The sequence below is a fragment of the uncultured Faecalicoccus sp. genome, from assembly GCF_944325745.1.
GTDB lineage: Bacteria > Bacillota_I > Bacilli_A > Erysipelotrichales > Erysipelotrichaceae > Faecalicoccus.
Genome location: NZ_CALVBG010000006.1, coordinates 12,658 through 36,577 on the forward strand (window position 1 = coordinate 12,658; position 23,920 = coordinate 36,577).

Consider the following 23,920-nt stretch of genomic DNA (forward strand, 5'->3'; position numbering starts at 1 on the left):
ACACAAAAATGCAAAGAAAAAGAAAAAGACGAAAGAGCTGACCTTTCGTCTGATGATTCTAATCCAATGGTTTTTGATAAAACCGTCCGTAAAAATTGGCAGTGTGATACGTGTTGATGATCACGTTGGGATCGGTCTTGCGAACGTTATAGATCACGTCCTGTACTTCATACGTACTGACAACAGCCTTGCAGACGAAGATCTTGCTGTGGCTGAAACCGCCATATCCTTCAAAGATGCTCATCCCGTGATGACACGTTTCCATAAAGGTCTCAATCACCGGTTCCGGATCTTTGGTCATGATCTCCAAGGTGATCTGTTTATATCGCTGGTATAAGCTGGAGACCGCTTTGGTGGACAAGAACTGGAACACAATGGAATATCCCGCATGGACCCAGCCGAAGATGGCCCCAAAGATCACCAGCATGATACAGTTGCCGGCAAAGATATAATCCCATATGCCTTTATGGATCTTATTCGATACATATTGCGCAATAAAGTCGGTTCCTCCGGTCGATCCTCCGGCCCGCAAAGCCATCGCGATCGAGAACCCCCAAAGCAGACCCCCAAACAAGACGTTCAAGGTCTGATCATCAAAGAAGGGTTCAAAATGCAGGATCTCCAAGAAAAGAGAGACCAGTCCAAACTGCAGACAGCTCAAGAATACGAAGCGTTTCGACAGCTGTTTATAACACAAGATCGCGGCCGGCAGATTCAAAAGAATGATCCCTACCGAGACGGGAAAATCAAATCCCACTAACGCTGTGATGCGGCTGATCAAGATTGAGATCCCGGTAAAACCTCCGGACAACAAATTACAAGGGTCCATGAAGACCTGCATAATATACGATTGGATCAAAGCACTGGCGATGATCAAGACCACCGAGATCACAAGATGGATCTTCTGGTTTTTTTCGAGTTCATGAATCTGTCGTATCATAATCGTTCTCCAAATCCTTTATTAGACTAGCCCTTTTGATTTTAAAATTCAACCATGTGTTCACATTTTTTATATCTTTTTTTCGTTTTGTTCACCAATGAAAGTCATTTGTGATCAATGTTTGGATCGTACGCCCGACAAAGTCTTCTTCGTTGGTAAAAGCAGAGACGATCGTCGCTTTTTCTTTGGCCTTGGACGTGCCGTTATGAGCACAGATACCGACCCCGACTCTTTCAAAGATCTCCAGATCGTTATCGGCATCACCAAATGCCAGACAAGACGAAAGTGGCAAATCAAGAACTTCGGCCGCATATTCCAAAGCGGCCCCTTTATGGATCCTTTGATCCATCCATTCAAACATACAATCGTCCGTTTGGATCCCCCGGCATTTCGGTAAAGAGAGCGTCTTAGCTCTTTGAACAACCGCATCCATCTTTTCCGGATCACAATAGATCATCAGCTTTAAGATCGGATGCCTTCGACAATACGATAAAAAGTCTACGATCTCTTCCTCTTCTTTACAACGATGGGTATAGGCAAGCGATCGCGGTGTTGACCGATTGACATAGCGGGTCGTATTTTCTAACACTTGAAAACAGAGATCCAGATCTTGATAGTGCTCTAGGATCGTTTGGATCGTTGGAAACTCTAACGGATGAAAAACTTGGATCTTTTGCGTAGATAGATTCAAAAAAGAACCGCCGTTCATCCCAATGATAAATGATAAATAAGGAGATAATCCTAACTTTTGAAAACGATCAGCTACTTGTTGGACCGGTCGGCCCGTTACGATCCCAAACGGGACCGAGTGTTCAAAAAGAGCTTTGATCATTTCCTGGTTGAATTGAGAAATTTCTTTTTGATCATTGAATAAAGTGCCGTCCAGATCGCTGACGATCCATCGTATCGTTTTCATCGCAAAGCTTCCTTGGCGAAATAGAATCGCTTTTTAGTGGTATTGGGCATCTTTAATAACGCTTTGACGATCTCAGAACAAGAAGAGAGCGGCTCCAAAGCGGATTTTGAGCTCAAGATCCAGATTGTTGTATTCTCATCCGATTCCTGATAAGGAAGATAAGCTTTTGACTGAGAGATCTCCTCTACGGTATAAATCGAAGGATCCAGCCCCAGATCTTGAAGCTTGTCTTTGATCTCTTGTTCCTGCTGAAGTTCTGGATCTTCGATCCAGCCAAACAGATGACGATCCAAGATGCGGCATGCCAGATCTTTTAAGACCGGATCAAAACAGCGAAGAGCCTCCTGAAATCCGACCATCAAGCGATATTCATCCATCAAGATAAAATCTTCATTGGATAAGCGTTTTTGTTTCAAAGGTTCAAAAATCGGGATCGATACTTGGTCTTGTTTCAAATAGTGCACAAAGAAGATCCGGATCAAGTTTTCATAACTCTTGGCATCCGGGTGCAGATAGACTTGCCAGTACATATGATATCGGGCCATGATGTAGTCTTCGATCGAATGCATTCCGCTTTCTTTGACACAGAGCTTGCCTTCATGAACACGAAGCGTTCGCAACACTCTCTCTAAATCAAAGGTCCCGTAGCTGGTTCCTGTTTCATACGCATCGCGAAGCAAAAAATCCATTCGATCCGCATCTAACTGCGAAGAGATGATCTGCGACAAGATCGTCTTGGGATGGGTATGATCAATGATCCCGGCCACATGCTTCGGCAGCTGCGAATCCACTTTGACCAATGCCTGATGGACCTCCGTGGCAGGATCCAAGATCAAAGATGTCGTCATCTGTTCATGCGGGATCTGCGTGATTGTTTCAAAGAAATGAGAAAACGGTCCATGGCCCAGGTCGTGCAGTAAAGCGGCACAGAGAACCTCGATCTTTTCTTCTTCACTCAAAGCCTGCGATAAGCTTTGAACTTCTGAGATCATGCGTCGGGTGATCTCATAAACACCTAAACTATGGGAAAATCGAGAGTGTTCTGCCGTATGATAGACTTGAAAATCGCCTCCCAGCTGATGGATGCGATGCAGCCGCTGAAACTCCCGGGCATTGATACATTCCCAGATCACCTGATCATTGACATGGATATATCCATGGATCGGATCTCTTAAGACTTTGGTTTCATCTGTTTTTTGAGCCATAGCCACTCCTTCTGTAATGTCTGGACCAGTCCGCGGTCCGCTTCAAAAAAATCATGATCATAGATATGGTCCGGCGTGGTCCAAACAAGCTCGGAATGTGCCAGACTGGCAATCGGTCTTTGTTGGGAGGTACACGCAAAACAAGTCAGTTCGATCTCTTTGCCGTTTTGTCTGTCCACACTGTGATCCAAGTAATAGACTTGATCCAGCTCGATCTGCAGTTCTTCTTGAAATTCCCGGATCAAAGCTTCTTCTTTTGTTTCTCCAGGTTCTACTTTGCCGCCGGGAAATTCATATTTCCCAATTGAATCTCCGGTCGATCGCTTCGCAATCAGGCATTGTTCCTTTTGGATCAGGACACCGCAAACGACATCAATTTTCTTCATCGAGTTTTTCCTCTTTCACGACTTCAAATAAAGTTTGGGCATTTTGTTTCGAAACTTGTTTTTGAATATCCGTCACTTTGACTTCTAAGATGCGATATCCAAAACGAATGCGGATCTGATCCCCGATCTGGATCTCTGTACTTGGCTTTGCGATCCGGTCATTGACCCAGATTCGCTGCTGCAGAGCCAATTCCTTGGCAGCTTCCCGGCGTTTTAGGATCCGCGCGGTTTTTAAGAATTTATCGAGTCGCATAAGAATTTCTCCTTTACTGTCGTTAATGTTTGGATCAAAAGATCTTTTTTCTTTTTCTTCGGGATCCGGATCTGGATCTTTTTATTTTTTAAGGTCAGATCGATCGTTCGGCTGATTTCATTGATCGTCTCAAATAAGGCAACACCGTCGCAAGTCGCCGAAAACGTTTCATCAAAAGTCAGAACATAAGCCTTATCTTCTTCTTTGAGACTGTCGACTCCGGGTTGATTGACAAAGAGATCAAAGCGTTTTTGTTCAAAGATCTGGCGAACATCGCCAGGGATCTTTCCAAAGAGGTCGTTGATGCGCTCTTGATACGCTTCCAGATCTTCATAACGATCAATGGATTTGATCTTTTGATAGATGGATAATTTATCTCCGTCATTTTCGGTAAAGTTTTCCGGAATGTGACCTTGAAATCCGATGTTGGCCGTCTTGGTCAGTTCTGGTTTCTGCGGCTCGCCTTTATGGCGGGCAATCGCACTGCCTAACATTTCCAAATACAGGTCGAGACCCACTTGATCAATAAATCCGGCTTGCTGAGGCCCTAAAAGATCCCCAGCCCCGCGAATGGTCAAATCGCGCATGGCAATTTTGTAGCCGCTTCCCAAGCGCGTAAATTCTTTGATGGATTTTAAACGCTTCTGCGCTGTTTCTGTCAATTCTTTATCGGGTTGGATCATCAAATAACAATACGCGATCTTTTCTCTTCGACCGACACGGCCGCGGATCTGATACAGTTGCGACAATCCGAACCGGTCGGCATTCTCAATAATGATGGTGTTCGCATTGGCGATATCCAATCCGGTTTCGATGATCGTCGTACAGACCAAGATCTGAAATTTCCCCTGGGCAAAATCCAGCATCGTCTCTTCGATGGTCTCTTTTTCCATTCGTCCGTGGGCCACCCCGACTTTGGCATCGGGAAATTGGGCTTGGAGCTGATTGGCAAGGATATAGATCTGCTCTATACGATTATATAAATAGAAGACTTGGCCATCGCGCGCCAATTCTCGAGAAATGATCTCTTTGATCACACTGCCGCGTTTTTCCATGATATAAGTCTGGACCGGATGGCGTCGGGCAGGCGGGGTATTGAGCTGGGAGATCGTACGAACTCCGATCAATGACATCTGTAAGGTCCGCGGGATCGGTGTAGCACTCAAAGAAAGCACATCGATCGTATTTTTCATTTCTTTGATCTTTTCTTTATGTTCTACCCCAAATCGCTGTTCCTCATCGATGATCAAAAATCCCAGATCTTTATATTCAAAAGAAGCATTCAGTAAACGATGCGTTCCAATCACGATATCAATACGTCCGGCTTTCAGATCTTTTTGGATCTGATGGATCTCGCGCTCCGATATAAAGCGATTGACCAGGGCAATATTCGCACCAGTATCCGCAAAGCGCTGTTGTACGGTCTGATAGTGCTGCATGCTCAAGATCGTCGTAGGACATAAAAAAGCCACTTGTTTGCCGCTGGAAATGGCTTTAAAAGCACAGCGCATCGCCACTTCGGTCTTTCCAAAACCGACATCGCCGCATAAGAGATGGTCCATCGGTTTGGGCTTTTCCATCTCTTTTTTGATTTCGGCCGTGGCCCGCAGCTGATCCGGTGTAGATTCGTAGGGAAAAGCATCTTCAAATTCTTGTTGAAGAGCATCATCCGGAGGAAAAGCATAGCCAATATCTTCATTGCGCAAAGAATACAATTCCACCAAACGAGCCGCAATTTCTTCCACTTTTTCGGATACTTTTTCTTTGGTCTTTTTCCAGGCATTGCTTCCTAGACTAGAAAGCTGGATGCCGGCTCCTTCTTTTGAAATGTATTTTCTGACCAGCTGAAATTGTGATAACGGAACATAGAGTTCGTCGTTGTTGCGATACAGGATATAGAGATAGTCGAGTTTTTTTCCGTGTGATTCCCGGGTCACGATTCCGCAATACTGACCAATTCCATATTGTTCGTGTACGACATAATCGCCTTTTTCCAATTCCATTACATCTTCCAAGATCTTTCCTTCTTTAAAGGTCTTTTGATAGCGATGATGGACAGGACTTTGCACAAAGAGTTCTCTGGCGGTCACCACTTGGATATCTTGTAAGATAAAGCCTTCATAGAATTCCGGTTCGATCCCTTCATAGGAAAGATCGATCGCGTTGTCTTCTAAGCATCCTTTGACTTTCTGGAGTTCTTTTTCTTCCAAGGCAAAATAGATCTTCTTTTTGCGGTCCAGTCCTTTGATCTGCATCAAAAGCGGCTGCACGGCTTTTTCCAGGCTCTGAAAAGAACTGGTCGCAAAATCTGAATGGACAAATTCATGAAAATGGATCGTCTTTCTTCCTTTTTTTAGCGATTCCAGATCCCAAAAGAGCATATATTTGGGCAAAGAGAGATGATCTTGGACTCGTTCCTGAATATAGGTAATGTTCTCTTCATTGAGTTTCTTTAAAGCCCTTTGGACCTCTTCAATCGAACTAAAATAGATTGTTCCTTCTAAATAATCCATCAAAGAATATGTTTTTGTATAAGGAAAATAAAAATAAAGAATATTTTCTGGTTCATAACTTTCCAGATATCGCAGATCGGCTTCAATGTGATCCTGAAGCATTTCCTGATCCTGGCTTTCTTTGAGTCGTCTTTTTTCTTTTTCTAAGGAAAGTAGAACGTTCTCTTTGATTTCCTGGATCTGGTCATCGCGAAACAAGAGATCCGTTGCCGGAGAGATGTGGACCTGGGAGATCTTTTGGATCGTTCTTTGGGTTGTTTCATCGAAAAAACGAATCGATTCGATCTGGGTATCAAAAAATTCGATGCGAATCGGATGTTCATACTCTAATGAAAAGATATCGATGATCCCGCCGCGGCTGGCAAAAGTACAAGGACGGTCGACATAATTAAGACGGGTATAGCCGATACGAATCAACTTTTCTTTTAAAGTATGCAGATCCAATTCCTGATCGACCGTAAGATCCATACAGTTGGATCGAAAAAAAGCAGGATCGGGCAAATAACGGGTAAATGAAGCCGTTGAACAGATCAGCAGAAAGGGTTTCTTTCTTTGTACGATCTGGGTCAAGGTCATGATCATTTCATTTTTGTCTTCCGGGGAACTGGCAATCGCCTGAACGCGCAAACTTTCTTCCATGACAAAAAGCAGCACATCCTCCAACATCAGTGAGATGCGGCGATAGAGCTGATTGGCTTCATATTGGTTTTTCTTCACAACGACCATTGTCTGTTTTGTCTTTAAAAAAGTCGCCGTCAACATCAATGCTTCTTCCATCAAAGACAAAGAACCGATCGATTGATGTGGTTCGATACAGTTCTGAACAATTTCTTCTTTTTGCAGTCGCTCTAAGATCTCTTGATTCAAAATTACTCCTTCTTATTTTTTATTATACTGATTCATCGTATCCATAAAAGAGTGGGTCAAAGAATAATAAGCAGCCTGGGCACTTTGTTCGATGGCTTCTTGTAAGAGAGGACTTTCTTCTTCTTTGAATTTTCCCAATACCCAGTGGATCATATCGATCTGCGGATCTTTTCCTACACCTACTCGAATACGATCAAATTCATTGGTAAAGATACATTGAATGATGCTTTTGATGCCGTTATGTCCTCCGGCACTCCCTTTTTGACGAAGACGGATCTTTCCGACCGGAAGATCGACATCATCATAGATCACCAAGACATCATGTGTGCTGATCTTATAAAAATCCATACATTGGCGCAATGCAAAACCGCTGTTATTCATGAAGGTCGTTGGTTTTAATAAGATCACATCTTCATTTTGGATCTTGGTTTTGGCAAAATAAGCCGAGAATTTTTCTTGATCAAAGCTGACTTTACAAAGATCAGCCAGCCGATCCATCACCATAAATCCTGCATTATGGCGTGTATTTTCATATTTTCTTCCAGGATTTCCTAATCCGATACAAACTTTCATTTTCTGGTTCCTTTCAAAAAAAACGGGAAAACTTCCCGTTTTTATTCGACTTCTTTTCCTGGAGAATACAGAATGCACAAATGACGCTGTGCTCCTTCTCCTTTTGATTGTGTCGTGATATTTTCCATATTGGCCAACGCGTTATGGATCGCTTTGCGTTCATCGGCCGGCATAGGATCTAAAGAAGCATCAATCTTGGTACGACGCACATCTTTAGCCACGCGAACAGCCATACGTGTGATCTTTTCATAACGATCTTCTTTATAACCGTTGACATCGATCAAAACGCCGACGCGTTTTTTGAATTCGGCACTGGCGGCCGCTTTGACCAAACGATTGAATGACTGTAAAGACTTGCCGCCTTTTCCAATCATGATCCCGTTATTGGAAGTATCCACCGTGATGCGATAGAATCCATGATCATTTTCAATGGTCACCGTTCCATCCAGCTGCGCATTGTCGAAATATTGTTGAATGTAAGAAACTAGGAAGTTTTCCACATCTTTTTCGCAATATACTTCGATCTCTACGGATTTTCCAACGCCTAAGAATCCGCTTTTTTCTTCCACGATCGTATAGTGGAGTTCTTCTACCGACACACCTTTATCTTGTGCGGCTTTTTTTAAAGCTTCATCCAATGTTTTTTCTGTATAGTGTTTGAATTCCATCCTTGTTTCCTCCTCTTACGACGCTTTTTTCTGTTTTACGATCATAGCGTGTAAGAACACACTGAAGCACATTCTGGTCAAAGAAGAAACTAACCAGTAGAACGCCATGGCGATTGGCCACGAAATATAAAGAATGGCAATCAGACCAGTGGAGAAATACATTGTTGTATTCATACTGTTCATGGCACTGTTGTTGGTATCCAAATATTCTTTTTTCTTGACATGGTCGATCTTGTCTTGGCGTTTCTTTAAGATCTGCGGCATCTTCAAAGAAACCAAAGAACAAATGATCATCAAGACATAGATCACGATATACGCAATCTCAAGATGTTGGAAGCCATATAATGGAGTCTGAGACAAGCTGATTCCCATAAAGCTTCCCAATACCACACTGCTGGCACGTGTCATCGCATAATACACACCCATCATGATCGGCAGCTGGATCAAAGTGACCAAAAGCGTACCAAATGGATGAATGTCATATTTCTGATACAGTTTCTGCGTTTCCTGTGCCATCATCAAACGCGAATGATCATCGGTCTTTCCGGCATATTTATTTTGGATCCGCTGCATTTCCGGCTGGATCTCCTGCATACGCTGCGAAGACATCTGGGATTTCTTCGTAAATAAGAAGACAACTCCCTGAATCAAGATCGTTGTCAAAATGATTCCCCATCCGGCATCGGTGAAAGATGCGATAATATTGATCAGCTGTGCCAAAGGCCATACGATCAATCCGGTAAACCATCCGGAGGAGAAAGCTTCTCCAAACGTCATCGGCTCGATCGTGATCAAATCATCATCATCGTATTTCGCATATTCTTTTTTCAGATCCTTATCTTCAATATCCGTAACATTGACAAGATCTTTTCTGATCTCTACTTTTTCTGAAGAAATGATCTGATCGACTTTTAATTTTCCATCCGTTGCACGGGGACTGGAACAAGCCGTACATGTCAACAAGACAAACAGACAAAGAAATAAGATCTTCATCTTCCCTTTTAATAGATTGGCCATGTTTTACCTCTTCATTTTCTTTTCTATCCGAATTTTATTTGTCGCAAGTTCTTTTTCGTTTTGCGCAAAATCCTGCAGGTGATAGCGAGGACGAACAATGATGATCAGATCATACTCTTCTTTAAAATTAAAAAGATGATCGACCATGGAACGGACCTGTCGTTTTACTTTATTTCTACAAACGGCATTTCCGAGTTTTTTTCCTACACTGATCCCTACACGAGCATGTTCTTCTTTTCGTTTCTGATAATAACAAACGAAACTATTCGAAGCCACTGACTTCTTTTGTCCGATGATCGAAGAGAATTCATAATTTTTACAAACACGAAATGGCTTTTTCATGAAACCCTCCTATCAAGACAAAAAAATCACCAAGGTTGGTGATTTCTATGCGGATAGTACCTTTCTTCCCTTTGCTCTTCTACGAGCCAGTACGTTACGTCCACCAACGGTTGCCATACGAGCACGGAAACCATGAGTTTTCTGGTGTTTTCTCTTACTTGGCTGATATGTTCTCTTCATTTTTGAGTCACCCCACAGTCTTCAAATTTTCCTTGTTTTCAAATAAGATTGCTTGACAATTATAACAAGCCACTGTACCCAAGTCAACCAATTAATCGCTTGAATTTCGCTTTTTTAACATTTCATAGGCTTTTTGAGCCGGTTTAAAGAGCAGTTTGTTGACAGGCAGATCAAATTCTCCAATAAATTCATTGATTGTCGGTGCAAAATTATCTTTAAACTTTGTTAAACCATCATCTAAAGTTCCTTCCACTCCGCCCATATTGCTCCATTGACAACCTCTATCAAATGCCCACTGGAAATTTTCTACATATTCTTTATATTGCGGCATAAATTTTTTAAATCTTTCATCCATACCTGCATACAACATTTCACAAGTATTTCCATATTGAATACTTAAGATTCCCGCAATGGAGCTCATTTGATCCTGATTGCCCAATTCTTGAAGCATTTCATCAAATTCTTTGATATCTTTTTCTGAAGAAGCTAACTGCTCTTGTAGTTTATGAAGTTTCTTTTTCGCATTTTCCGGAGTATTTTCTATTTCTTTTTCAATTTCAGCTTTGCGGTTGTGTGCATTTTTTGAAAGTTCATATAAATTACATTGTGCTAAAAATATCACTCCGCCTTCAGGATACGCATTCAACAAGGTTTCAAAATACTCTTGATTTCGTAAGGCCACATTTTTACGTTTTTCCGTCAATTCAACCAATCGGCTGAAATCTTCTAATAATTCTTTTTGACCATTGATAATTTGAACATTTCGACGATCTGCATCTTTGATCAAACGTTTTGTATGTTTAGGAAGATTCTCTTTCCAATCTTGTTTGTAATAGACATTTGACTGAAAACGAGGCTGGATCGTATCCGATATCTTCATCGTAAATCCATGATGTACAGCACCTATTTCTTTAAATGTCTTTAGATATAATTCTGTATCTGGATATCTATTTTCATTATATTCTTTCGAAGAATAGTCATTCACATGAATGGCCGGATCAAATTTTATAAATAAACAATGTCTTTTTTTGGCGATTCTTTTTAACTCTGAAAAGTAATATTTTAATAAAGGTTTGTTCTTATAGTCCAAAATAGGTCCTCTAGGCAGATAGAACATCGTAAATCCCATTGGTAAAGATTTAATCAGTACAAGACCGGCTGCGACCAATTGGTGATTTTCATCATAAACACCCGTATGAAGATGATCCCAGTTCTTTTTGACATCGGCCCATTGATAACTTTGCAGAAGATTACAATAAGGATGATTTTCTACAAATGCGTTATATTCATCTTTTTGGATATTGATCTCAAAATGATAGATACTCATAGATCAAAGCCCCCTTTTTCCCTAGTATTGTATCAAACCCAAAATAAATCTCAATCTTTTTATCCCCAATTCTCTTTCAACCCAAAAATGGGGAAAACTTCAATAATTCCCCTTTCTTCGTTCTTTTATCCCCATTTTTTTCCTACTCTATTTTGATTTTTTGATTCTCTAAAATACAATTTTTCAAAACATTGTGGAAAAACTTTAAAATTCTCTATTTTATCGTGATATAAGAATAAAAAATCAAGAGGATATCTCGGAGTTTTCCCCATTCTTTTTCCCCACTTTCTCAAGTTTTCCACATAGGGGAAAACTTATGAATTTTCAATTGGGAAAACTGCTGTTTTTTCAGGGGATAAACCAAAGTTTTCCCCATTTTTTCCAAATCATCTTGACCCTTATAATTCCTAGATAATTCGTGTATAATACTTTTGCATAAGGAGGAGATATCAATGGAACCGCATGCTTATCCTGATCTTTGGCAACGGACCTTGTCATTGATTCAAAAATCACATTACTATGACAAAGAAACATTCGATTCCTGGATCTCAAAAACAGAACTTTTCAAGATTGATAATGGAACTGCTTATATCATCTATCCCACGATGATCACTTTAAATATTTTAAATACCAGCGAAGGGATCCAATTGATCCAGTCGACCTTACAAGAAATATTGAATGAAAGTGTATCCGTTCAATTTATTTCAAAACAAGATGCCAAAAAGCTGATTCCTGAAGTACAGCTGCAGACACGAACCGCCAATTTAATGAAGACGGACTTCAATGAGGACTATACGTTTGAAAATTTTATTGAAGGAAATTCCAATGCGGAAGCTTATGCCGCTTGTTTATCTTGTTGTACACAGAAAAATCATCTATTCAATCCCATTATGATCTATGGAAATTCGGGATTGGGAAAAACGCACTTGCTGCATGCGATCGGCAACTATTTAAAAAAGGAAAGACCGGAGGCAAAAGTCTTTTATTCTTACAGCGGTGATCTGGTCACGATTTTATTTGATGCGATGAAAGTCCGCAGCGTGCATGGAAACGCCGTTGAACTGGTCAAATCGCAGCTGGTTGAAAATGATTATTTTTTGATTGATGATATTCAAAATCTGCAATCTTCTTCCAGTCAGGAAGTATTTTTTACCGTTTATAATGAATTGATCCGCCGAAATGCGCAGATCGTCATCACTTCGGATACGCATCCTTCGGAATTAAAAAATCTTCCGAATCGTCTGGTTTCTCGCTTTTCATCGGGACTGGCCGTCAATATTGTGAAACCTGAATTTGATACCAGCAAGGCCATTTTGAAGAAAAAGCTGGAAGGCAATGAAGAAGCATGTCTGATCAATGAAGATGTTCTTGATTATCTGGCCAATAAATTCAGTAACGATGTTCGTAATCTGGAAGGCAGCTTGAATAAGTTGATCTTCAATGCGACCTTAGAAAATCCGGAAGTCATCGACTTGGATTTTGCCCAGCGGATCTTGATGAAAGAACCGATCGTTTCAGAAAAATCAGAATTAACGATCAAAAAGATCAAAAAAGCCGTTACGCGCTTTTATGGCTTGACTTACAGCGATATCGAGGGAAAATCACGGCAGAAGAAGCTGATGAATGCCCGCCAGGTATTTATCTATCTCAGCCGGGAACTGTTACATAAAGCTTATGTTTCAATTGGACAGGAATTAGGAAACCGGGATCACACAACGATTTCCAGTTCGTATGAAAGAGCGCAGATGTTGATCAAGACCGATCCGAATTTTAAAAAAGCCGTGGAAAAGATCAAAGCACTTTTGGAGAAAAATTAGTTTTCCTCCCTTTTCCACCATCAATCCCCATTTAAAAATCGAGGGGAAAGCACGATAATTCTTGCTTTTTGGGAAAAATTATCCCCAAATCCCCAGGTTGTTATTATTACTTAATAAAGAAATATATTATAAAAAGGAGTTGTCACTTATGCATTTTTCTATTGACCGTAAATTCTTTTACGAAAAATTGAGTCTCGTTTCTCGAGCTATCAGTTCTTTTAGTCCGATTCCGGCTTTATCTGGTATTTGTATCCAGGTCGATTCGGATCAGATTGTTTTGACCGGAAGTAATTCCAACATTTCGATTCGTACGACGATCTTATCGGGAGAGCTCAATCAATTACAGATCCACGAAACAGGTTCTATCGTGATAGAAGCAAAATATTTATTAGAGATCGTGCGTAAGCTGGACTGCACGATGATTGAGATCGAATGCATCGATCATTCTCTGGTTCGTTTATCCAGTGTCAACGGACAGTTCCAGCTCAATGGGATCCAGGCCCAGGAATATCCTTCCATTGATTTTTCGGCTCCCTCTTATTCGTTTACGATGAATGCCAAAGATCTAAAAGAATGTGTGGCCCAGACTTCTTTTGCCTGTTCCGATAAAGATCAAAGACCGGTTTTGACCGGTGTGAATTTCCATGCCCGTCAGGGTACGTTATACTGCAGTGCGACCGATTCTTATCGACTGGCACGAAAAGTGATCTCTTTTGAAAACCTGCATGATTTCAATATTACGATTCCTTCCAAAAGTTTGACGGAAGTCACACGCAGTTTGGAAGAGGATGATATGAACATTCAGATCTTTGTCGATCATAAGAAAGCCCAGTTCTTGTTGGATAAGACGATCATTCAAACGCGTTTGATCGATGGAACTTTTCCGGATGTTGAACGCATTATTCCGAAAGAAAGTGTAGCGGTGATGGAAGTCAGTGCCGCAGAATTAGACAGCGTGATCGATCGTACGAACTTTATTCGAAATGAAAAGATCCATCAAATCAAATTAGAATGTACACCGGAAATTTGCCGCATCAAGACCAGCTCGATCGAAATTGGGAATTCCGATGAGATCTTGACAGATTGTACTTATACCGGACAAGATCTGACGTTATCCTGCAACGGAAGTTTTATGCTGGATGCCATCCGCGCTTTACATGGCGAGAAGGTCAAATTAGAATTTTCCGGTTATATGAAACCGATTCGTATTTCGAATCCGGAAGATCCTTCGATCTTGATGATCGTAGTTCCGATTCGCAGCTATGACTAAGCAATGGAACATGTTTTCTTCGGAAAATGTGTTCTTTTCTTTTGGGGCATAAGCAGTATAATAAGACGTTGGTGAGAGAATGATAAAACGAAAAAAGACCTATATCGAAGCTTTAAGGATCTTGGCAATCTTTCTGGTGCTTTTTCAACATGTCCCGGCGTTTGATTATTATCTTCAAGATACTTCCAACGTCATTGGACATTTGTTTTTTACATTGATTGCGAAGATCAATGTTCCTTTGTTTTTGATGATCTCCGGAAGTTTGTTGCTGAATCGAGAAGAAGGATATCGCGAGATCTTTCGCAAACGCATGATCAAGATCATCTTGGCTATTTTGATTTTTAATTTTTTGGTCTATTTGGCAGAGAATCAATTTGTGTTTGATCTGCAGGCTTATTGTCTGGGTGTTTTTGAAAACGGGATCGATCGCTCCTATTGGTATCTATATTCTTATTTAGGCTTTTTGGTCATGATGCCTTTACTTCATCGAATTGCGCAAAAGATGAAGCGAAGTGATTTTATTTTGATACTATTCATTCATTTTGTATTCTCTACGATCGAACCGCTTCTTCAATGGTTTGTTCCTACGTATCTAGGTCAAAGTTTTGAATTTACATGGGCCTTTCGGATTCCCTTCAGCACGATCAAAGAGATCTTTTATCCGCTGATGGGATATTATATCGATCGTAAGATCGACATTGAAAAAGTCCATGGGAAAACTTTGGCAGGGCTAAGTTGTCTTTCTTTGATAGGAATCTTGATCTCGATGTTCTTTACGATCTTGATTGGTCATCAAGAAGGATTCAGCGATGAATATCTGGAGCTTTTTGATTATGTCAGTGCTTTATCGGCCTTTATCTTGATCAAATCTTTCTTTATTCATTATGAAGATCAGATTCCTGCCTGGCTATCCAAAAATATCATCGTATTAGGATCTGTGACATATGGTGTCTATCTTTGGGATCCTTTCTTTCGAAAATTGTTCTTCAACAGTTTTGATCAAACTATGATTCCTTGGGTGGGAGGTTTTTTCTCCTCCGTTCTTTGGTGTATTTCCAGCTTTGTGATCTGCGGGATCCTGGTCCAGCTTCTCAAGCGAGTGCCAAAAGTGAAAAGTTTATTTTAAAGCGTTTCTTTTTCGTTAGGGATACAAATACCATTCATAAAATTAAAATTGTCGCATAGGGCTCATTTATGAGCCTTTTATTTTGATTTTAAGAGACAAAAAATACAGCATTTTTGAATGTTGGTCAAAAAGGTGGGATTGTGCTATAATTTAGGAGCGAAAAGAGGGTTGTTTATGGTCTTTGATTTAAAAGGAGAATACATTACTCTTCAGCAGTTATTAAAAGCATGCGACGTGATCGAAAGCGGTGGGCAGATCAAAGCATTTTTGATGAATGAAGAAATCTTGGTCAATGGTCAAAGAGAGACCCGACGAGGAAGAAAGCTTTACCGGGATGATGTCGTATCTTTTTATGATACAAGGATCTTAATTCGATGAACCTTTCTTTTTTGCGGCTACGAACTTTTCGAAATTATTCGGATCTGACTTGCCGATTTTCTTCGCAGGGGATCCATGTCCTGCATGGGAAAAATGCGCAAGGCAAGACGAATTTGATCGAAGCAATCTATTATTTAAGTCACTTACGCTCTTTTCGAACACAAAATCAAGCACACATGATCATGCATGATCAAAATTTCTTTCGCATAGATGCTCGTATTGAAACCATCCAGCGAAAAGAAGAATTGAAAGTTGTGCTGATGCCTGAAAAGAAACACTTGTATCGATGGAATGAACCGGTCAAAAAGTATTCTGATTTTATTGGAATCCTGAATGCCGTTTTATTTTGCCCCGATGATTTGATGCTTTTTTCGCAAAGTCCCAAAATGCGGCGGAGATTCATCGATATGGAATTGATCAAACTATCGCGTGTCTATACGTTCACATTGAATCGCTATCAAAAGCTTTTAAGACAGCGCAATGCGATCTTAAAAAGTGATCGGTTCGATCCCATTTTATTACAGACACTGACGAATCAGATGATCAAGGATCAAGTCGTGATCTTATCGCAAAGAGAACAGTATTTGAAAGAATTAATGGAAAAGACGCAGAAGTTTTATCATTTCTTCTCGAAGGGAAAAGAAGAAATTGATGCGAAGTATATCACTTTTGTACCAATGGATGAAAACTTGGAGGATTCTATTCGTCAGGCGTATCAAAAACACGAAAAACGCGACCGTTTGACGCATCAAACACAAATTGGGATTCATAAGGATGATATTGATTTTCATATGAATGGCATATCTGTAAAAGATATTGCCAGCCAGGGGCAAAAGCGCAGTTTGGTCTTATCCATGAAGCTGGCTCTTTGTCAGATCATTTATGAAAAACAAAAAGAATATCCGATTTTATTGCTGGATGATGTGTTTAGTGAATTGGACGATGCTCGTTCCCGGCAGCTGATCTCAATCTTGCCGGAATCCATGCAAGTCTTTATCAGTTCTACCGATAAACTGGATCGATCTTTATTTCAAAATAAAGAGGTTCGATATTATGAAATTATACAAGGTCATTGTAAGGAGGAAAGTCGATGAAAACAGAACAGGAACAACAAGTCATCGAATTTGAAGAGCTGGAAAATGAAGCGACCCATGTCGATCATTCCTATACAGCGGATGATATCCAAGTCTTAGAAGGACTGGAAGCCGTTCGTCTGCGTCCTGGGATGTATATTGGATCGACAAGTGCCAGAGGACTTCACCATCTGGTTTGGGAAATCGTAGATAATGGTATCGATGAAGCATTGGCTGGTTATGCGAATCAAATTGATGTAGTGATTGAAAAGGACAATGTGATCTCGGTTCGTGATAATGGTCGAGGAATGCCGGTCGGCATTCACGAAAAGACGGGAATCAGTGCCGTAGAAACGATCATGACCGTTCTGCATGCCGGTGGAAAATTTGGAGGCGGTGCCTATAAAGTTTCCGGTGGTCTGCATGGAGTGGGTGCCAGTGTTGTCAACGCGTTGAGCGAATGGCTGGAAGTCACTGTTTATCAAAATGGACAGGTTTACTTCATCCGTTTCGAAAATGGGGGACAGGCTACGGAACCATTGAAAGTCATCGGTCAAACGCAGGAAACAGGGACTTTGGTTCGTTTTAAGGCCGACCCGGAGATTTTTAAAGAAACTACGATCTATGATTTTGAAACATTGAATAAGCGTTTACGCCAGCTGGCCTTCTTAAATAAAGATATTCGTCTGACTTTGAAAGACGAGCGTGAAGAAGAAGGACAAAGCGTCAACTATAAATACGATGGCGGAATCATCGAATATGTTCAGTATTTAAATAAAGGGAAGAAGACTTTAGGTGATAAGGTCATCTATGTCGATGGTCTGCAAGATCAGATCTTGGCGGAAGTCGCATTGCAGTATAACGATGGATATCAAAGCAATATCTATTCTTTCTGCAACAATATCCATACGCAGGAAGGCGGATTCCATGAAGATGGTTTCCGTATGGCCTTAACGCGTGTGATCAATGCTTATGCTCGAGAAAATAATTTGATCAAAAAAGAAGAATCGTTATCGCAGGATGATGTAAAGGAAGGTCTGGTGGCCATCATTTCCATCAAACATCCGGATCCGCAGTATGAAGGACAGACAAAGACGAAATTAGGAAATAGTGAAGTTCGTAAGATCGTCTCCAATATTGCCGGAGAACAGATCAAGCGCTTCTTCTTGGAAAATCCGCAAGATGCCAAAGCTATCGTAGAAAAGGCCATCGTCGCTTCCAAAGCTCGTTTGGCAGCGAAAAAAGCCCGTGAGCTGACACGAAGAAAAAGTGCTTTGGATGGGATCAGTTCCCTTCCGGGGAAACTGACCGACTGTTCAAGTAAAGATGCCAGTGAATGCGAGATCTTTATTGTCGAGGGAGATTCGGCCGGAGGAAGTGCCAAACAAGGTCGAAATGCCAAGACACAGGCGATCCTTCCATTGCGAGGAAAGATCTTGAATGTTGAAAAAGCGCGTCAACATCGAATTTTTGAAAATCAGGAGATTCGTTCGATGATCACTGCCTTTGGATGCGGAATCCAGGATGAAGTCAATCTGGATAATCTTCGCTATCATAAGATTGTGATCATGACCGATGCCGATGTGGATGGCAGTCATATCTGTACCTTGATGTTGACATTCTTATATCGCTTCATGCGTCCGGTGATTGAAAATGGTTATGTCTATATTGCCCAGCCGCCTTTATATAAGGTTCAAAAAGGAAAAAAAGTCGCTTATGCCTATAAAGAACAAGAAATGGATAAGCTGCGTGAAGAATTCAAAGACGGCTATAAAGTCCAACGTTACAAAGGATTGGGTGAAATGGATGCCGAACAGCTTTGGGAAACAACTATGGATCCAGAACATCGTATCTTAAAACGTGTAACGATCGATGATGCGCTGGAGGCAGACAATGTATTCTCGATGTTGATGGGAGAAGATGTTGATCCTCGCCGTGAATTTATCCAAGAAAATGCGGTTTATGCGAATTTAGACTACTAGGAGGTTTCCATGGAAGAAGAAAAGAAAACTTACGATACGATCGAAGATGTTGAAATCTCCAAAGAGATGCGCGAAGCCTTTTTGGATTATTCGATGTCGGTCATCGTACAAAGAGCTTTGCCGGATGTCCGTGATGGAATGAAACCTGTCCATCGAAGAATCTTGCATGCGATGAATATGTTGGGAATCACCAGTGGGGTAGCGCACAAGAAGAGTGCCCGTATCGTTGGTGAAGTTATCGGTAAATACCATCCTCATGGGGATACCGCAGTCTATGATGCGATGGTTCGTATGGCCCAGGATTTCTCTTATCGTTATCCGTTAGTGGATGGACATGGAAACTTTGGTTCTTTGGATGGTGATGGCGCGGCTGCGATGCGTTATACCGAAGCGCGTATGTCCAAGATCTCAATGGAGATGATGCGGGATATCAATAAAGATACAGTTGATTTTATTCCGAACTATGATGGCGAAGAAAGTGAACCTGTCGTTTTACCGAGCCGTATACCAAACTTATTGATCAATGGATCGGTCGGAATCGCAGTAGGTATGGCTACAAACATTCCTCCGCATAATCTAGGAGAAACCATTCAGGCCATCTTTAAAATCATGGATGATCCGAATATCACGATTCCGGAATTGATGGAAGTGATCAAAGGACCGGATTTTCCAACGGGCGGTATCATCTTAGGTCGTAAAGGGATTCGCCAAGCATATGAAACGGGTCGAGGATCGATCTTGATTCGTTCAAAATATCGAATCGAAGAACTGGATAATGGAAAAAAGCGAATCATCTTCTATGAGATTCCTTATCAGGTCAATAAATTGAATCTGATCAAAAAAATGGCAGATCTGATTCGCGATAAAGAGATCCAAGGGGTTACATATCTGAATGATGAAAGTAACCGCGAAGGGATCCGTATCGTATTGGAATTGAAAAAAGATGTACAGGAAGAAGTGATTTTAAATCAATTGTTCCGTTTGACCCCATTACAGACCAGCTTTGGAATCAATATGTTGGCTTTGGAGGGCGGTCGTCCGAAACAGCTTTCTTTAAAAGAAATCTTGAATGATTATCTGGATCATCAAGTGGACGTGATCGTACGAAAAACGCAATTTGATCTTAAGAAAGCCAAAGACAGAGCACATATCTTAGAAGGTCTGCGGATTGCGATGGATCATATCGATGAAGTCATTCATTTGATTCGTTCCAGTAAAAAAGATGAAGCGGGGCTTGTCGAAGAACTTTGTGAAGCTTTTGGTCTCACTCAAATCCAAGCCAAAGCGATTTTGGCGATGCAGTTGCGAAGATTATCAGGATTGGAACGCGATAAGATCGAAAGTGAATATCAGGAGATCTTAAAAACGATTGCGGATCTGGAAGATATCTTGGCAAATCACGACCGTGTGCTGCAGATCATCCGCGACGATCTGACAGAAATCAATCAAAAATACGGTGATGAAAGAAAAACCGAAATCAGTGATGCTTCTTTCAATATGGAAGATGAAGATCTGATTCCGGTGGAAGAAAGTATCATCATGTTGACGGAATCGGGTTATATCAAACGTCAGCCGACGGATACGTATCATACGCAAAATCGCGGTGGACGCGGGATCAAATCGTTGACTTTGAATGAAGAAGATTCAATTGATACGATGATTTCGATGTCTACACATGATTGGTTGTTGTTGTTCACCAATAAAGGACGCGTTTATCGTATGAAAGGTTTCCATATTCCGGTTGCCTCCAGAAATGCAAAGGGGCTTCCTATTGTCAATTTATTGACGATGGAACCGGGAGAATCGGTAAAAACATTATTGCCGATCCCGAAGGAACACGATCACATTCAAACCTTATTGTTTGTGACCAAGAACGGAATTGCCAAAAGGACTTCCTTGTCTGAATTCGACAACATCAACCGCAATGGTAAGATTGCGATCAGCTTGAAAGAAAATGATGAATTGGCTTTCGTCAAGGCAACATCGGGACAAGATGAAATCTTGATTGCCGGATCCAACGGAAAGGCTGTTCATTTCATGGAAGATCAAATTCGTATCATGGGACGTACCGCATCCGGTGTCTTGGGATTCAATTGTGACGGCAGTGAAGTTATCGGAGTTTGTTTGTCCAGTGAAGGAAATACGATTCTTTCGATTTCTGAGAATGGATTTGGAAAACGAAGCAATCTTTCGGATTATCGATTGACTTCGCGTGGTAAAAAAGGAGTGACATCTTTAAATATCACAGAAAAAACGGGAAAACTTGTCAGTGTTCAGGCCGTAAATGGGGATGAAGACGCGATGATCGTTTCCAGTGTGGGCATCATGATCCGTATCTCTTTACAAAGTGTAGGCGTCTATGGACGAAATACACAAGGCATCAAACTGATCAATCTGACAGAAGATTCCAAAGTCACAAAAGTAACTTTGGTTGATCATCAGGAAGAAGAATCCGAAGAAGATAAAACCGAATAAAGAATCAATAAGGCACTTGTTCAAAGAAGAATAAGTGCCTTATAAGTTTATCGTGTATTTGCGGTGGGTGTGTTTCATACCAAGATTTTCATAGAATTTATGAGTTTGAAGCCGTTTATTATTGCAGTCAAGTTCTAAAAGAACACAATCTTTTTCTTGAGCGAATTCTTTTATATATTCAAAAAGCTGGGTTCCAATTTGCTGATTTCGAACATTTGGATCTACACAAAGTTCAACAATCTCTGCCACTTTTCCGCTATGATGAAGTTGTGATTCGATTCGAAGATCTGCATATCCTAATATTTGATTCTTTTCTTCATAAACAAAAACATCATGCGTTTTCAAAATTTCTGGAAAAATAGATTGGATTTGAAGATAATCCAAAGAAGTGTCTTCCAAAATACAAATCAATCGGTAAACAGAATTGATGTCGGAAGGGGTCATTTTACGAATCATAATGCATTCCTCTTTTCATATGAATAATCCTATATTATATTTGACGAATTATTTGCAGAAAAAACAAAAGAATGGTATAAATGTATCATAAAACGTTGAGAAGGAAAAGTACATAAACTTCTTATGGCAGAGACGATATGGCTGGTGAAAATATCGATAAGATTTTATGGAATAGCCCCTTCAAGTGAATCGATGAAATCAGTAGTTGATTCCGGTACATACCGTTATCATGTCAAGAGATCTTATTTGATAAGATAAGAAGGGTGGCAACGCGAGACATCGTCCCTTTGTGGTACATGTCTCTTTTTTAGTGGACAAAAAGGAGGAAACAACAATGTTAGATATTAAATTTGTCCGTGAAAATCCAGATTTGGTCAAAGAAAACATTCGTAAGAAATTTCAAGATTCAAAGATTCCTTTAGTCAATGAAGTGTTACAGGAAGACAAAGAACTTCGTCAGACACAACAACATGCCGATGATCTTAGAAGTCAGCGTAAATCGATTTCTAAACAGATCGGTGCTTTGATGGGACAAGGAAAAAAAGAAGAAGCCGAAGAAGTGAAACAAAAGGTTGCTTCGATTGCACAGGAATTAGAAGCTTTGGAACAAAAAGAAGATCAGCTTCGTGAATCGGTCAAAGAAAAAATGATGATGATTCCCAATATGATCGATGACAGTGTTCCCATTGGAAAAGACGATTCAGAAAATGTGGAATTGGAAAAATTCGGAGAACCCGTTGTTCCAGATTTTGAAATCCCCTATCATACTGAGATCATGGAAAAACTGAGCGGTATCGATCTTGACAGTGCCCGAAAAGTTGCGGGGAACGGATTCTATTATTTAATGGGAGACATTGCCCGTTTACATTCGGCAATCTTATCATATGCCCGTGACTTTATGATCAATAAAGGATTTACGTATTGTATCCCTCCGTATATGATTCGTTCTGCTGTCGTGGATGGCGTAATGAGTTTTGCGGAAATGGAAGGTATGATGTATAAAATTGAAGGAGAAGATCTGTATTTGATTGGAACGAGCGAACATTCCATGATTGGCAAGTTCATCGATACGATCTTAGATGAAAAAGATCTTCCTTATACTTATACTTCATTCTCTCCATGTTTCCGTAAAGAAAAAGGAGCTCATGGTATTGAAGAACGTGGTGTCTATCGTATTCATCAATTTGAAAAACAAGAAATGATCGTTGTCTGCAAGCCGGAAGAAAGTATGGAATGGTTCAAAAAACTGTATATGAATACAGTAGAATTCTTCCGTTCTTTAGATGTTCCTGTTCGTACATTGGAATGTTGTTCAGGAGATCTGGCGGATCTGAAATGTAAATCCGTTGATGTAGAGGCGTGGTCCCCTCGTCAGAAAAAATATTTCGAAGTGGGAAGCTGTTCGAACTTGACCGATGCCCAGGCAAGACGTCTGCGTATCCGTGTCAAAGATGAAAATGGAAATAAATATTTTGCCCATACATTGAACAACACATGTGTGGCTCCCCCACGTATGTTGATTGCCTTCTTGGAAAACAACCTTCAGGCCGATGGATCGGTATTGATCCCGGAAGCTTTACAGCCTTATATGGGTGGTAAAAAGAAATTAGGATAAAGAAATTTTGGACTCGATTCTTTGAATTGAGTCTTTTTTTTGAAAGAAATAAAAGGATTGAAAACCAAATTTCATATGATATAATGAGAAAGCTACTACAATGATGTCAAATGAATCAGGTCAGGTCGGGAACGAAGCAGCCTTAAGTTTGCTCCATCATGTGTAGTAGTTTTTTTTTGTGGTAAAATAAATCTATGAATTCAGATGCGTATTGGATGAAAAAAGCACTTGCCCAAGCACAATTGGCGGCATCGAAAGATGAAGTGCCCATTGGCTGTGTGATTGTATATAAGGATAAGATTCTTTCCCGTGCCTATAATCAACGGGAAAAGAAGCAATCTTCCCTGGCCCACGCCGAGATCTTGGCTATTGAAAAAGCGTGTAAGAAACTGGGGTCGTGGAGACTGGAAGACTGTACCCTCTATGTCACATTGGAACCTTGTCCGATGTGTACCGGTGCAATTATTCAATCCCGCATTCCAAGAGTTGTCTTTGGGGCCTATGATCCTAAAGGGGGCTGTATGGGATCGTGTACGAATTT

The 23,920-nt window shown here is 40.7% G+C and carries 22 protein-coding genes, 1 other RNA gene and 1 other annotated feature; of the genes, 10 read left to right on the top strand and 13 right to left on the bottom strand.

Annotated features, from left to right (window positions below; all coding sequences use genetic code 11):
• Nucleotides 1-58: 58 nt before the first annotated feature.
• The 12 genes from Q0J48_RS01465 to Q0J48_RS01520 form a co-directional block, all read right to left on the bottom strand.
• Nucleotides 59-940 (bottom strand): YitT family protein, encoded by an 882-nt coding sequence (locus Q0J48_RS01465; protein WP_296240943.1) that lies wholly within the window; start codon nt 938-940, stop codon nt 59-61.
• A gap of 91 nt (nt 941-1,031) precedes the next feature.
• Entirely contained in the window at nt 1,032-1,856 is an 825-nt protein-coding gene (locus Q0J48_RS01470; RefSeq protein ID WP_296240944.1) for a Cof-type HAD-IIB family hydrolase, read from the bottom strand.
• Nucleotides 1,853-3,061, bottom strand: coding sequence for an HD domain-containing protein (locus Q0J48_RS01475; protein ID WP_296240947.1), 1,209 nt, complete (start codon nt 3,059-3,061; stop codon nt 1,853-1,855). The genes Q0J48_RS01470 and Q0J48_RS01475 overlap by 4 nt, the downstream gene beginning before the upstream one ends.
• Nucleotides 3,028-3,447: an NUDIX domain-containing protein gene (locus tag Q0J48_RS01480; protein WP_296240949.1), complete on the bottom strand. Its 420-nt coding sequence runs from the start codon at nt 3,445-3,447 to the stop codon at nt 3,028-3,030. The genes Q0J48_RS01475 and Q0J48_RS01480 overlap by 34 nt, the downstream gene beginning before the upstream one ends.
• Nucleotides 3,434-3,700, bottom strand: a complete 267-nt coding sequence (locus Q0J48_RS01485; protein WP_296240951.1) for an RNA-binding S4 domain-containing protein — start codon at nt 3,698-3,700, stop codon at nt 3,434-3,436. Before Q0J48_RS01485 ends, Q0J48_RS01480 begins: the two co-directional genes overlap by 14 nt.
• Nucleotides 3,679-7,080, bottom strand: a complete 3,402-nt coding sequence (gene mfd, locus Q0J48_RS01490) for a transcription-repair coupling factor (protein ID WP_296240953.1) — start codon at nt 7,078-7,080, stop codon at nt 3,679-3,681. Before mfd ends, Q0J48_RS01485 begins: the two co-directional genes overlap by 22 nt.
• Nucleotides 7,081-7,092: 12 nt before the next feature.
• Nucleotides 7,093-7,653 carry an aminoacyl-tRNA hydrolase gene (pth, locus tag Q0J48_RS01495; protein WP_296240954.1) on the bottom strand — a complete coding sequence of 187 codons (561 nt, stop codon included), beginning with the start codon at nt 7,651-7,653 and terminating at the stop codon, nt 7,093-7,095.
• A 41-nt stretch (nt 7,654-7,694) separates the two neighbouring features.
• Complete coding sequence (locus tag Q0J48_RS01500) at nt 7,695-8,321, bottom strand: R3H domain-containing nucleic acid-binding protein (protein WP_296240955.1); 627 nt, start codon at nt 8,319-8,321, stop codon at nt 7,695-7,697.
• Nucleotides 8,322-8,336: 15 nt separating this feature from the next.
• On the bottom strand, nt 8,337-9,338 hold the full coding sequence (yidC, locus tag Q0J48_RS01505) for a membrane protein insertase YidC (protein ID WP_296240956.1): 1,002 nt from the start codon (nt 9,336-9,338) through the stop codon (nt 8,337-8,339).
• 3 nt (nt 9,339-9,341) lie between these two features.
• A complete protein-coding gene (rnpA, locus tag Q0J48_RS01510; RefSeq protein ID WP_296240958.1) occupies nt 9,342-9,680 on the bottom strand; it encodes a ribonuclease P protein component in 339 nt (112 codons plus the stop codon).
• A 45-nt stretch (nt 9,681-9,725) separates the two neighbouring features.
• On the bottom strand, nt 9,726-9,860 hold the full coding sequence (gene rpmH / locus Q0J48_RS01515) for a 50S ribosomal protein L34 (protein WP_022790182.1): 135 nt from the start codon (nt 9,858-9,860) through the stop codon (nt 9,726-9,728).
• Between the two features lie 91 nt (nt 9,861-9,951).
• Complete coding sequence (locus Q0J48_RS01520) at nt 9,952-11,187, bottom strand: peptidoglycan bridge formation glycyltransferase FemA/FemB family protein (RefSeq protein ID WP_296240961.1); 1,236 nt, start codon at nt 11,185-11,187, stop codon at nt 9,952-9,954.
• Nucleotides 11,188-11,639: 452 nt separating this feature from the next.
• Between Q0J48_RS01520 and dnaA the strand changes: the two genes are divergently transcribed.
• From dnaA to gyrA, 7 genes are all read left to right on the top strand, one after another.
• On the top strand, nt 11,640-13,004 hold the full coding sequence (gene dnaA, locus Q0J48_RS01525; RefSeq protein WP_296240962.1) for a chromosomal replication initiator protein DnaA: 1,365 nt from the start codon (nt 11,640-11,642) through the stop codon (nt 13,002-13,004).
• A 148-nt stretch (nt 13,005-13,152) separates the two neighbouring features.
• Nucleotides 13,153-14,274 carry a DNA polymerase III subunit beta gene (dnaN, locus tag Q0J48_RS01530; RefSeq protein WP_296240963.1) on the top strand — a complete coding sequence of 374 codons (1,122 nt, stop codon included), beginning with the start codon at nt 13,153-13,155 and terminating at the stop codon, nt 14,272-14,274.
• Nucleotides 14,275-14,353: 79 nt separating this feature from the next.
• Nucleotides 14,354-15,400, top strand: coding sequence for an acyltransferase (locus Q0J48_RS01535; protein ID WP_296240964.1), 1,047 nt, complete (start codon nt 14,354-14,356; stop codon nt 15,398-15,400).
• A gap of 174 nt (nt 15,401-15,574) precedes the next feature.
• Nucleotides 15,575-15,778, top strand: coding sequence for a S4 domain-containing protein YaaA (gene yaaA / locus Q0J48_RS01540; protein WP_296240965.1), 204 nt, complete (start codon nt 15,575-15,577; stop codon nt 15,776-15,778).
• On the top strand, nt 15,775-16,872 hold the full coding sequence (recF, locus tag Q0J48_RS01545; RefSeq protein ID WP_296240966.1) for a DNA replication/repair protein RecF: 1,098 nt from the start codon (nt 15,775-15,777) through the stop codon (nt 16,870-16,872). Before yaaA ends, recF begins: the two co-directional genes overlap by 4 nt.
• Complete coding sequence (gene gyrB / locus Q0J48_RS01550) at nt 16,869-18,833, top strand: DNA topoisomerase (ATP-hydrolyzing) subunit B (protein ID WP_296240967.1); 1,965 nt, start codon at nt 16,869-16,871, stop codon at nt 18,831-18,833. The genes recF and gyrB overlap by 4 nt, the downstream gene beginning before the upstream one ends.
• Before the next feature lie 9 nt (nt 18,834-18,842).
• Nucleotides 18,843-21,308: a DNA gyrase subunit A gene (gene gyrA / locus Q0J48_RS01555; protein WP_296240968.1), complete on the top strand. Its 2,466-nt coding sequence runs from the start codon at nt 18,843-18,845 to the stop codon at nt 21,306-21,308.
• A gap of 39 nt (nt 21,309-21,347) precedes the next feature.
• Here the strand turns inward: gyrA and Q0J48_RS01560 are convergent, their stop codons facing one another.
• A complete protein-coding gene (locus tag Q0J48_RS01560; RefSeq protein WP_296240969.1) occupies nt 21,348-21,764 on the bottom strand; it encodes a GNAT family N-acetyltransferase in 417 nt (138 codons plus the stop codon).
• An 86-nt stretch (nt 21,765-21,850) separates the two neighbouring features.
• Nucleotides 21,851-22,054: a binding site (T-box leader), on the top strand.
• 44 nt (nt 22,055-22,098) lie between these two features.
• On the opposite strand from Q0J48_RS01560, the gene serS reads away from it, so the two are divergent.
• From serS to Q0J48_RS01575, 3 genes are all read left to right on the top strand, one after another.
• Nucleotides 22,099-23,379: a serine--tRNA ligase gene (gene serS, locus Q0J48_RS01565; protein ID WP_296240970.1), complete on the top strand. Its 1,281-nt coding sequence runs from the start codon at nt 22,099-22,101 to the stop codon at nt 23,377-23,379.
• A gap of 84 nt (nt 23,380-23,463) precedes the next feature.
• Nucleotides 23,464-23,561, top strand: an RNA gene (gene ffs, locus Q0J48_RS01570) — signal recognition particle sRNA small type.
• Nucleotides 23,562-23,573: 12 nt separating this feature from the next.
• Nucleotides 23,574-23,920, top strand: a 347-nt coding sequence (locus tag Q0J48_RS01575) for a nucleoside deaminase (protein WP_296240971.1), incomplete at its 3' end; no start/stop codon positions are given.

Bases quoted from the DNA above. Each gene is read 5' to 3' on its own strand.
- Q0J48_RS01465 (WP_296240943.1), bottom strand. From the start codon at position 940: ATGATACGACAGATTCATGAACTCGAAAAAAACCAGAAGATCCATCTT.
- Q0J48_RS01470 (WP_296240944.1), bottom strand. From the start codon at position 1,856: ATGAAAACGATACGATGGATCGTCAGCGATCTGGACGGCACTTTATTC.
- Q0J48_RS01475 (WP_296240947.1), bottom strand. From the start codon at position 3,061: ATGGCTCAAAAAACAGATGAAACCAAAGTCTTAAGAGATCCGATCCAT.
- Q0J48_RS01480 (WP_296240949.1), bottom strand. From the start codon at position 3,447: ATGAAGAAAATTGATGTCGTTTGCGGTGTCCTGATCCAAAAGGAACAA.
- Q0J48_RS01485 (WP_296240951.1), bottom strand. From the start codon at position 3,700: ATGCGACTCGATAAATTCTTAAAAACCGCGCGGATCCTAAAACGCCGG.
- pth (WP_296240954.1), bottom strand. From the start codon at position 7,653: ATGAAAGTTTGTATCGGATTAGGAAATCCTGGAAGAAAATATGAAAAT.
- Q0J48_RS01500 (WP_296240955.1), bottom strand. From the start codon at position 8,321: ATGGAATTCAAACACTATACAGAAAAAACATTGGATGAAGCTTTAAAA.
- yidC (WP_296240956.1), bottom strand. From the start codon at position 9,338: ATGGCCAATCTATTAAAAGGGAAGATGAAGATCTTATTTCTTTGTCTG.
- rnpA (WP_296240958.1), bottom strand. From the start codon at position 9,680: ATGAAAAAGCCATTTCGTGTTTGTAAAAATTATGAATTCTCTTCGATC.
- rpmH (WP_022790182.1), bottom strand. From the start codon at position 9,860: ATGAAGAGAACATATCAGCCAAGTAAGAGAAAACACCAGAAAACTCAT.
- Q0J48_RS01520 (WP_296240961.1), bottom strand. From the start codon at position 11,187: ATGAGTATCTATCATTTTGAGATCAATATCCAAAAAGATGAATATAAC.
- dnaA (WP_296240962.1), top strand. From the start codon at position 11,640: ATGGAACCGCATGCTTATCCTGATCTTTGGCAACGGACCTTGTCATTG.
- dnaN (WP_296240963.1), top strand. From the start codon at position 13,153: ATGCATTTTTCTATTGACCGTAAATTCTTTTACGAAAAATTGAGTCTC.
- Q0J48_RS01535 (WP_296240964.1), top strand. From the start codon at position 14,354: ATGATAAAACGAAAAAAGACCTATATCGAAGCTTTAAGGATCTTGGCA.
- yaaA (WP_296240965.1), top strand. From the start codon at position 15,575: ATGGTCTTTGATTTAAAAGGAGAATACATTACTCTTCAGCAGTTATTA.
- recF (WP_296240966.1), top strand. From the start codon at position 15,775: ATGAACCTTTCTTTTTTGCGGCTACGAACTTTTCGAAATTATTCGGAT.
- gyrB (WP_296240967.1), top strand. From the start codon at position 16,869: ATGAAAACAGAACAGGAACAACAAGTCATCGAATTTGAAGAGCTGGAA.
- gyrA (WP_296240968.1), top strand. From the start codon at position 18,843: ATGGAAGAAGAAAAGAAAACTTACGATACGATCGAAGATGTTGAAATC.
- Q0J48_RS01560 (WP_296240969.1), bottom strand. From the start codon at position 21,764: ATGATTCGTAAAATGACCCCTTCCGACATCAATTCTGTTTACCGATTG.
- serS (WP_296240970.1), top strand. From the start codon at position 22,099: ATGTTAGATATTAAATTTGTCCGTGAAAATCCAGATTTGGTCAAAGAA.